This is a genomic window from Sciscionella sediminilitoris (assembly GCF_000737195.2).
Taxonomy (GTDB): domain Bacteria; phylum Actinomycetota; class Actinomycetes; order Mycobacteriales; family Pseudonocardiaceae; genus Sciscionella; species Sciscionella sediminilitoris.
The window spans coordinates 43,622-53,080 of sequence record NZ_JALM01000070.1 but is presented as its reverse complement, the minus strand read 5'-3'; the positions used below and the strand labels follow the sequence as shown (position 1 = coordinate 53,080).

The 9,459-nt window shown below is 68.9% G+C and carries 9 protein-coding genes; 1 reads left to right on the top strand and 8 read right to left on the bottom strand.

The features are described from left to right. Positions 1-18: 18 nt before the first annotated feature. The 8 genes from AD72_RS24825 to AD72_RS24790 all read right to left on the bottom strand — a co-directional run bounded on the left by AD72_RS24825 (position 19) and on the right by AD72_RS24790 (position 7,993). Positions 19-1,239: an HNH endonuclease signature motif containing protein gene (locus tag AD72_RS24825; RefSeq protein WP_082469142.1), complete on the bottom strand. Its 1,221-nt coding sequence runs from the start codon at positions 1,237-1,239 to the stop codon at positions 19-21. Positions 1,240-1,346: 107 nt separating this feature from the next. Then, positions 1,347-2,312: an NAD(P)H-dependent flavin oxidoreductase gene (locus AD72_RS24820; protein ID WP_031468984.1), complete on the bottom strand. Its 966-nt coding sequence runs from the start codon at positions 2,310-2,312 to the stop codon at positions 1,347-1,349. Beyond that, positions 2,312-3,889 (bottom strand): AMP-binding protein, encoded by a 1,578-nt coding sequence (locus AD72_RS24815; protein WP_031468983.1) that lies wholly within the window; start codon positions 3,887-3,889, stop codon positions 2,312-2,314. Before AD72_RS24815 ends, AD72_RS24820 begins: the two co-directional genes overlap by 1 nt. Further along, on the bottom strand, positions 3,880-4,641 hold the full coding sequence (locus AD72_RS24810; protein WP_031468982.1) for an enoyl-CoA hydratase/isomerase family protein: 762 nt from the start codon (positions 4,639-4,641) through the stop codon (positions 3,880-3,882). The genes AD72_RS24815 and AD72_RS24810 overlap by 10 nt, the downstream gene beginning before the upstream one ends. Before the next feature lie 2 nt (positions 4,642-4,643). Then, positions 4,644-5,831, bottom strand: coding sequence for a CaiB/BaiF CoA transferase family protein (locus tag AD72_RS24805; RefSeq protein ID WP_031468981.1), 1,188 nt, complete (start codon positions 5,829-5,831; stop codon positions 4,644-4,646). Continuing rightward, positions 5,828-6,559, bottom strand: a complete 732-nt coding sequence (locus AD72_RS24800; RefSeq protein ID WP_031468980.1) for an enoyl-CoA hydratase/isomerase family protein — start codon at positions 6,557-6,559, stop codon at positions 5,828-5,830. Before AD72_RS24800 ends, AD72_RS24805 begins: the two co-directional genes overlap by 4 nt. Then, on the bottom strand, positions 6,552-7,478 hold the full coding sequence (locus tag AD72_RS24795; protein WP_031468979.1) for a hydroxymethylglutaryl-CoA lyase: 927 nt from the start codon (positions 7,476-7,478) through the stop codon (positions 6,552-6,554). Before AD72_RS24795 ends, AD72_RS24800 begins: the two co-directional genes overlap by 8 nt. Positions 7,479-7,540: 62 nt before the next feature. Further along, on the bottom strand, positions 7,541-7,993 hold the full coding sequence (locus AD72_RS24790; RefSeq protein ID WP_031468978.1) for a MarR family winged helix-turn-helix transcriptional regulator: 453 nt from the start codon (positions 7,991-7,993) through the stop codon (positions 7,541-7,543). 124 nt (positions 7,994-8,117) lie between these two features. On the opposite strand from AD72_RS24790, the gene AD72_RS24785 reads away from it, so the two are divergent. Beyond that, positions 8,118-9,458, top strand: coding sequence for an MFS transporter (locus tag AD72_RS24785; RefSeq protein WP_082469141.1), 1,341 nt, complete (start codon positions 8,118-8,120; stop codon positions 9,456-9,458). Position 9,459 lies beyond the last annotated feature (1 nt).

Sequence of the window (9,459 nt, the reverse complement as noted above, 5' to 3'; positions counted from 1 at the left end):
TTTCAGGGGAAGTCCACATCAGCCGACCGGAATCGGTCGCTTCTGCCGATATTCGGGTGGGGTGAATTCGGCTCTGCCGTTGGTGATGCGGACTTGCCATTCGGTGTGGTGGATCATGCGATGGTGGTGGGCGCAGAGCAGCACCATGTTGTCCTCTACCGTGAGTCCGCCGTTGGTGTGGTGCTGAATGTGATGGGCCTGGGTGAGTGCGGGTGGTTTGTCGCAGTCGGGGTGCGCACAACCCTTGTCGCGGGCGATGAGTCGTCGTCGGAGTTTCGGCGACGCGGTGCGGTCCCGGCAGCCCATATCCAGCACTTCGCCATCTGATCCGAGTACTGTTGGGATGATTCCGGCGTCGCAGGCGATGCGGCGTAGTTGGGTGGCGGGGATGGTGCTGCCGTCCATGGTTGTCGCGGTTCCGATGCCGTCGCGCAGGGCTTGCTCGCTCATGGTGACCATGATCGTGAACGGTTCGCCGCCTGATTCGGGAAGGTTTTCGGGGTTCGCGGCGAGTTGGATGACGTCGGTGAGGGCGTCGGCGTGGCGTTCTGCTGGAGTGCGGGTGTCGGGTGTGCCGCCGTTGGCTTCGCTGCTGCGGGGTTTGCCGAGCGCGTCGAGCACACTGCGGAGTTTCAATCCGGTTTCGTAGTCCAGGCGACCGTGGATTTCCCACTGGTTGGCATATTGCCGGAGCCAGATTTCCCGGTCCGGACGGACAGGATCACGATCGCTGGGTTCTTGTCCATCTGGGTCGAGCCGTGCTCGTAGTTCCCGGATCGGCCGGACGAGCCCACGCGGACCGACCTCACCGGCAATCTCGGCGAGCGCGTTTTCCGCGATCGGCCACGCGTCCCCGATCAACACCTCATCCGGAAGCTCGGCGGCAAACTGACGAATCCGATCCACGTGTTCGACACCGACCTCACCCCGTGAATACGCTTCCGCGGTGTTCGGCAAATCCGGGGACAGTGGTTCCCCGCTGATCCCCAGCGCACCAAACAACACTCGTGCTCGTTCGGCCATCCTGCGGGCTTCGGCACGACTGATCCGCAACACATCCTGGGCCAAAGTCGCCGCCGAACCACAGTACCCGAACTCGACCGGAGCACCCTCCTTGTCCAACTCGGCAAGCTGAAGCAACATTTCCGCTTCGGCACGCCGCATCACAGCAGCCTGCTCAATGAACCGGTCCAACCGCTCCCGGCTCGACAACAATGTTCCTATTTCCCCAGTGCTCATAATATCTATACTAGCAGAAATGGATACCCGATTTACGATGGGTCCACAAGAAATCGACTGAATGGGTCAGCTGCGTTTCGGGACGCTGTCGCTTCGAATCCAGGATTCTAGCAGGGGGCGGAGCCCGGCAGTTCCCGGACCGCCGCGTGGTATTCCTCCGCGAGGCCGCGCACGATCTCGGCGGCCGGGCGGATCTCGTCGATGAGGCCCGCGCTCTGCCCGGCCTCGATCTTGCCCTCGTGCACGTTCCCGTCGAAAGCGGCCATCTTCAGGGTGGCCTCGGCGAACCGGGCCTTGCGGAGTTCGAGGCTCGTTCCGTCCCGTTCGAGTTCGGTCATCGCGCGGGTGAAGGAGTTCGGCAGGGCCCGGATCACGCCGAGCTCGCGGCCGATCGGCTGGGCGTCCCCGATCGCGGCGGCCAGCACGGCTCGCTGGTAGTCGGGATGGACGTTCGCCTCCGCGCTGAGCAGGAAGCGGGTGCCGAACTGGGCCGCGCCCGCGCCGAGCGCCAGCGCGGCGGCGAGTCCGGATCCGTCGGCGAAGCCACCGGAGGCGATCAGCGGGATTCCGGGCACCGCCTTGGCGATGGCGCGCACGATCACCAGGGTGGAGACCATGTCCGGCGGCGGATGGCCCCCGGCCTCGGCGCCGACCACGACGAGTCCGTCCGCCCCGGCATCGGCGGCCTTGCGCGCGTGTTCCGGGCTGGCGACCACGTGCAGGCAGACCGTGCCCGCCGCGTGGAACCGCTCGAGGTAGCGGCGCGGCCCGCCCTGGGAGGCGATGAGCACCGGGATTCGTTCCCCGGCAAGCACATCCATCGCCTCCTCGGATCCCTTGCGGTAGAGCGGCAGGTTGACCGCGAACGGCCGTTCGGTTCCCGCGCGCAGTTCCCGCACGGCGGCACGCAGCTCCGGGATGCGCATCGGGCCCGCGGCGAGCACACCGAGGCCACCGGCCCGGGAAACCGCGAGCGGCAGCGGTGCGGCCGAGGAAGCCCAGGACATCCCCGCCTGCACGATCGGCAGTTCGATGCCGAGCAGCCGGGTGACACTGGTCGGGATACCGGTCATCACTGCGCCAGCATCCGGACGGCGTGCTCGGCGAGCTTGCTTTTCTGCACCTTCGCGCTGGCGGTCATGCCGATCCCTTCGAAGCCATCGACGATCCGCAGATGCCGGGGCACCTTGAACCCGGCCAGTTCGCCACGGCACCAGTCGAGCAGTTCCGCCTCGGCGGTCTCGTGATTGAGCACCACGAAGGCGAACGGGACCTCGACGAGCCGGTCATCGGGCACCCCGACCACCGCGGCCTGGCGGATCGCCGGATGCCGGTGCAGCACCGCCTCGATCTCGGCGGGGGCCACGTTCTCCCCGCCGACCCGGATGAGTTCCTTGGCCCGCCCGGTGAACACCAGCCGCCCGTCCGCGCGCAGCTCGCCCAGATCGCCGGTGGCCAGCCAGCCATCGGCGTCCACGGCTGCAGCGGTCTGCTCCGGCATCGCGTAGTAGCCGCGCATCACGTTCCACCCGCGCACCAGGATCTCGCCCGGCCGCCCCGCATCGTCGTCCCGCAACCGGACCGAGACCCCGGGCTCCGGTGCCATGGCGCCGGACACCCGCAGTTCCTCGTCCTCCCACCAGGCCGACTGGGCGACATTGGGCGAGGCCTCGGAAAGCCCGTAGCCGACCACCGCCTCGGTGGCACCCAGTTCCCCGATCACCCGGCGCACCACGGTCGGCGAGGCGGCCAGCCAGGCGCCGCGCAACCGCAACCGGTACCGCTCCCGGTCCGGATGGTTGAGCAGCATCAGCGCGATGGTGTCGTTGCCCGCGAAGTGTGTGCAGCGTTCCTCGGCGAGCAGCCGCAGCGCCGTCTCCGGTTCGAACCGTTCCGCGGTGACCAGGGTGGCGCACTGTTGCAGGCAGGCCAGGATCGACAGGGTGGTCCCGGCGACGTGGAAGAACGGCCGCCCGCTGTAGAACCGGTCGCCCGCACGCAGTCCCATCCGGGTTGCCGAGAAGAACGCGTCGGCGCACATGTTCCGGTGAGTGAGCAGCACGCCCTTGGGAAAGGAGGTGGTACCCGAGGTGTACTGGATCAGCGCGACATCCCCGGGTTCGGCGCACGGTGCGATGTCCTCGCGCCCGCCCGCCAGGAAATCCGTCCAGCCGCGCGCTCCCGCGGGAACATCGTCGCCGAGCACGACGACCTGGCGCAGTTCCGGCATCTTCGGGTCCGGCAGCGCGGTGTCCACCGCGGGGCAGATTTCCCGCAGCATCGCGGTGAATTCCGAGCTGAGCACCCGTTCGGCCACGATCAGCAATCGGATGTCCGACTGGCGAAGGGCGTACTCGAACTCGGCCGCCTTGAACCGGGTGTTCACCGGGACCGTCACCGCGCCGAGCGAGGTGATCGCGAGGAACAGGGCCACCCAGCGCGGGCCGTTGCCGAGGCAGAGCCCGACGTGATCACCGCGCCGGATTCCCGCGCCGTGCAAGGCCGAACGCAGCCGGTCGACCTCCGCGGCCAGTTCCGTGTAGCCGATCCGCTCGTGCGGCCCGACCACCGCCTCGAGTTCCCCGGCGACGAACGCGGCCCGCCGCAGCGCCGCGTCCGTCGTGAGTGGACAGATACCGCTCAGGTCCATGACTCACTTCCTTGTCCGGCCGCGAACTCCTCGACTCCGCGCCGCCAGCCACCGTCGGCGAGGTTCCGCTCGATCGCGGTCATCTCGATGCGGATTCCGGTGCTCAGCTCGGTTTCCGCGCCGAGGTCGACCGACTGCTTGGTCAGCCGCAGTGCCAGCGGTGGGGCTTCGCGGATCGTCCGCACCGTCTCGTCCACCAGTCCCTCGAACTCCGCCTCCGGGGCGAGCCGGGTCACCAGGCCGAGTTGTTCGGCCTCCGCGGCGCCGAGCACCCGGCCGGTGAACAACAGTTCCTTGGCCCGCCGTTTCCCGATGACCCGCGGCAATCGCTGGGTGGCGCCGACCGTTCCCCAGTGCGGTTCGGGGAACCGGAAACTCGCCGCCGTCGAGGCGAGTACGAAGTCGCAGCTCATCGCGATCTCCCCGCCGGAGCCGACGACCGGTCCGTCCACCGCGGCGAGCACGGGTTTGGCGCAGCGTTCGATCGCCTCGTAGGCGGCGAACGAGGCGATCCGGCGCCTGCGCACCCAGGACTCGTCCTTTCCCCTGCGCTCCTTGAGATCCGCCCCCGCGCAGAACACCGGTCCCTCGGCCCGGACGAGGACGAGGTGCACATCCTCGTCGGCGTCCAGCTCGGCGAAGGTGTCCCGCAGCGCGAGGCACATCGGCAGGTTCACCGCATTGCGCGCCCGAGGGCGGTTCAGCCGCACCTCGGCCACGCCCGCGTTCCTGTGCACCAGCACCGGTTCCACGCTCAGATCACCTCTTCCCGGCGCAGGGCCGCGATCTCGGTCTCGGCCAGTCCGAGGTATTCGGCGAGCACGGACTCGGTATCGGCGCCCAGTCCGGGTGGTGTCCCGGGCTCCGGATCCGTGAAACCGGTCAGCCGCAACGGGGTGCGCAGCGCGGGGAACCGGCCCTCCGCGGGGTGTTCGAAGTGCCCGACCATGCCGCGGGCCACCGTGTTCGGGTCTTCGAGGGCTTCTCGCACGGAGTTGACCTCGCCGACCGGGACCTCCCTTGCCCGCAGCGCGGCGGCGAGTTCCGGGCGCGGCCGCTGCGCGAACGCGGCCCGCAGCGCGCCGAGCACCCGTTCCCGCTCGGCGAGCCTGCCGCGGTTGTCCGCGAGCTCCGGATCGGCGCCGAGTTCGGTGAGCCCGAGCACCTCGCACAGCGGAACCCAGTGCTGATCGCTCGCGCTCAGGTGCAGCCAGTGGCCGTCGCGGCACTGGAACGCGGCCGAGGGCACCCGTCCGGGATGCTGGGTGCCCTGGCGGACGGGGTCCTCCTGATAGGCGAACAGCCGGGCGGCGGCCAGTGCGAGCAGGCTCACCTGGACGTCCATCATGGCCACATCCAGCTGTGTGCCCTTTCCGGAGTTCGCCCTGCCGAGCAGCCCGGTGAGCACCGCGATCGTGGTCCACAGCCCGGATGCCAGATCCGAGACCGGGACCCCGGCCTTGGCCGGTGGCGCGTCGGGATGCCCGGTCAGGTGCATGATCCCGGACAGTGCCTGGAAAATCGTGTCGTAGCCCTTGCGGTCACGGTAGGGGCCGTCCTGCCCGAATCCGGTGTTGGACACGTAGACGAGGCCGGGATTGACCGCGGATAGTGTTTCGTAGCCGAGGCCGAGCTTGTCCAGGGTGCCCGGCAGGAAGTTCTCCACCAGCACATCGGCCTTGGCGGCGAGACCGGCGGCCAGTTCCCGGCCGCGCGCGGTCTTGAGGTCCAGGGTGATCGAGCGCTTTCCCCGGTTGAACGCGAAGAAGTACGCGCTCTCTCCGGCGGGCAGCCTGGGTTCCCAGCCACGGGACTCGTCGCCGCGGCCCGGGCGCTCCACCTTGACCACGGTCGCGCCGAGCTCGGCGAGGGTCTGGGTGGCCAGCGGGGCGGCGAGTACCCGGGAGAAATCCAGGATCGTGATGCCGGACAAGGGTTTCATCGGCTCTCCCGGAAACCGCGCATGATCACGTTGACATCCTGTCCGGCCCGCATCGCCTCGGCATAGGGCAGATCGGCGACCCGGTGGAAGAGCCGTTTCGTGGTGGCCATCGCCAGCGGGCTCGCCTGCGCCCAGCCGCGCGCGATCGCGAGCCCCTCGGTGAGCAGCCCCTCCGCCTCGGTGACCCGGTTGGCCAGGCCGAACTCGAGCATTTCCGCGCCGTTGAGCACCCGGCCGAGGCTGATCAGTTCGAAGGCCAGCTTCGGCCCGAGCTGGCGCTGCAATCCGGTGAGCACGACCGCGGGAACGATGGAGTGCCGCAGTTCGGGGTAACCGAATTTCACATCCTCGGCCACCACGGTCATATCGGCGCCGATCGCCAGCCCGGCCCCGCCGCCCATCGCCGCGCCCTGCACGAGGGAGACCACCGGGGTGGACAGCTCGCGCAGCAGCGACTGGGTGCGGCTGGTCAGTTCCGCGCGTTCCAGCACGGCGGCCGGATTCTCCGGGGTGAGCTCCCCGAACTCGGAAAGGTCGGCCCCGGCGCAGAAACCGCGCCCGGACCCGGCGAGCACCACGGCGCGCACGTCCGCGCAGCGGTCGGCCTCGAGCAGCGCGTCGTGCAGTGCCCGGGTCAGTTCGGTGTTGAGCGCGTTCAGTTTCTCCGGCCGGTTCAGCCGGAGCACCCGCACTCCGTCCTCGTCCTCGGTCTGCAGTACCTCAGGCATGCATGCCTTCTTTCCTGGTCTTGGCGATCATGCTGTAGAGCTCGCGGCCGAGCGCCTGCTCGCAGCGCACCGAAGCGGCGGCGAGCAGGTCCGGATCAAGCCCGGTCTCGATCCCCATCGACTCGAACAGTGCGACCAGGTCCTCGGTGCAGGCGTTCCCGGTGAGGCCCTGCCCGTAGGCGATCTTCGCCGGGTGCCCGCCGACCCCGCCGATGGCCGAATCGAAGTGCCTGCAGCCCGCGTCCAGTGCGGCGACACAGTTGGCCAGCGCGGTGCCCCGGGTGTTGTGCAGATGTGCCACCACCGGGACGGTGATCCCGGCGCGCTCGATGCGCCGGTACAGCTCCGCGATACTGCGCGGGTTCGCGGCCCCGATGGTGTCCCCGAGGGTGATCAGTCCGGCGCCGAGTTCGGCGAACGCGCGGATGTCCTCGACAACCGCTCCGGGATCGACAGCGCCCTCGAACGGGCAGCCGAAAGCCACCGACACCACGCCGACCAGGGTGAACCTGCCCTCGGCCAGCCGGGTCATCTCGGCGACCCGCTGCCACTGCGTGGCCCGGTCGGTGCGCAGATTGCGTTCGGTGTGCCCTTCGGTCGCCGAGACGAGGAAACTCAGTTCCTCGGCGCCGCGGCCCGCGTCCAGATCGGCGAGCGCGCGCCGTACCGCGTGCGGATTGGGGCAGGTCGCCTTGTACGCGACGCCTTCGCGCTTCGGCAGCCCGGCGAGCACCTCCGCGGCGTCGGCGAAGGCGGGAACGTGGCCGGGATGGCTGTAGCTGGTCGCCTCGATCCGGCGGAACCCGGCCGCGGTGAACGCGTCGAGCAGTTCGAGTTTGGTCGCCGTCGGCACGGTGCGCGGCTCGTGCTGCAGCCCGTCGCGGGCGAAGCACTCGCAGATCGTCACGCGATCCGCCATCGGGGTACCTCCTGGGAACGGTTGCCCCAGAAGTATCCCGTATGTGTTGATAATGTCAACAGCTAGCCGGACTGCTGACTCTCCAGCGCCTTGGCGAGCTTGCCGAGTTTGTCCAGCGCCGAGTCCAGTGCCGCGCGTTCCTGTTCGGTCAGGCAGGCGAGGAAGGCGTCGTTGCGTTCGTTCGCCGCGTCGATCAGCCCCTGGTAGACGGTCTTTCCCTTGCGGCTCAGCGAGAGCCGTGTACTGCGGCCCGCCCCGGACTCGCGGTCCAGCAGACCCCGGTCGTCCAGCTTGGCCACCACCCTGCTCATCTGCGCCTTGTCCAGGCCCGCACGCCCGGCGAGCCGGTTCAGGGTCAGCGGCGAGTCCTCGCCGAGCAGGGCGAGGGTGCGCCACTCGCCGAGGCTGACGTCGAACTCCCTGCGGTACCTGGTGGCCGCGCTGCGCGAGATCGCGTTCGCCACCCGGTGCATCCGGTAGGAGAGCAGCTCGGAGATGGAGAGCGGGGTGTTCATCCGGTGATTCTAGGTCACCGGCCCAAGATCTCGCCGCAAGACCGGGTGTTGACATTAACAACAGTGCGGCAGAGACTCGGTGCCGCACCCGGGTGTGCCATCCCGCCGATTCTGGAGTGAGACAGTGACGTCGATTTCGCACGAGGGACAGGGTGACCGTGTCGCCGCGGGCGTGCCCCGCGCCGCGCTCTACCGGAAGGTCGCGTGGCGGGTCATGCCCCTGCTGCTCGCCTGCTACGTGGTGAGCTTCATCGACCGCACCAATGTGGGCATCGCCCAGGTCCGGTTGAAGGCCGACCTCGGGTTCAGCGAGGGGGTCTACGGGCTCGCCGTCGGACTGTTCTTCGTCGGCTTCATCATCTTCGAGGTGCCGAGCAATATGCTGCTCGCCCGGATCGGGGCGCGTAAGACCCTGGTGCGCATCATGATCTCCTGGGGCGTGGTGACCGCGCTGACCGCGCTCGCCACGACACCGGAACTGTTCTACGGCGCGCGGTTCCTGCTCGGGATCGCCGAGGCCGGGTTCTTCCCCGGCGCGCTCTACTACCTCGCGCAGTGGTTCCCCTCGGCCCGGCGCACCCGGATGACCGCGCTGTTCTTCCTCGGTGTCCCGCTGTCCGGCATTCTCGGCCCGCCGGTCTCCGGCTGGGTGATGCACACCTTCGGCGGTGCGCTCGGCCTGCACGACTGGCAGTGGCTGTTCGTCGTCGAGGCGATCCCTCCGGTGCTGCTCGGGGTGCTCGTCCTGGTGTTCTTCCGGGACAAACCGGCCGAGGCGCGCTGGCTGAACGAGGCGCAGCGGCGGGCCATCGCCCACGATCTCGCCGCGGATCAGGAACGCAAAGGCGCGGGCGGCAAGCATTCCGGGCTGCTGCGCGCGCTGCGCGATCCGCGGGTCTACGTGCTCGGGCTCGTCTCCTGTGGCTGCTACACCCTCGCCAACGCGGTCTCGTTCTGGACACCGCTGATCATCAACAGTTCCGGGGTCGGCAATGTGCTCGACATCGGGTTGCTCGCCGCGATCCCGCCGATCCTGGGCATGGTCGTGATGTTGTTGTTCGGCAGGCATTCCGACCGCACCCTGGAACGGCGCTGGCATGCGGCGGGCGCGGAGTTCTTCGCCGCCGCCTGCCTCGTCGGCCTCTCCTTCGCGGACGGCAACCCGTATCTGGTGATCGTGCTGCTGACGCTGATGACCGCGGCGCACTACTGCGGGCTCACCGTGTTCTACTCGATTCCCTCGATCTATCTGTCCGGCCCGGGCGCGGCCAGCGGGATCGCCATGGTCACCACCATGGGTTCGTTCGCCGCGGCGACCAGTCCCGCGCTGCTCGGCTGGATCCGCACCACGACCGGAACCCTCGATCTCGGCCTGCAGATCAGTGCGGTCGTGGTCGTGCTCGGCGGGGTGCTCCTGCTGCTCGGCATTCCCGCCCGCGCGCTGCGTGAGGCCGCCGATCGGTGAG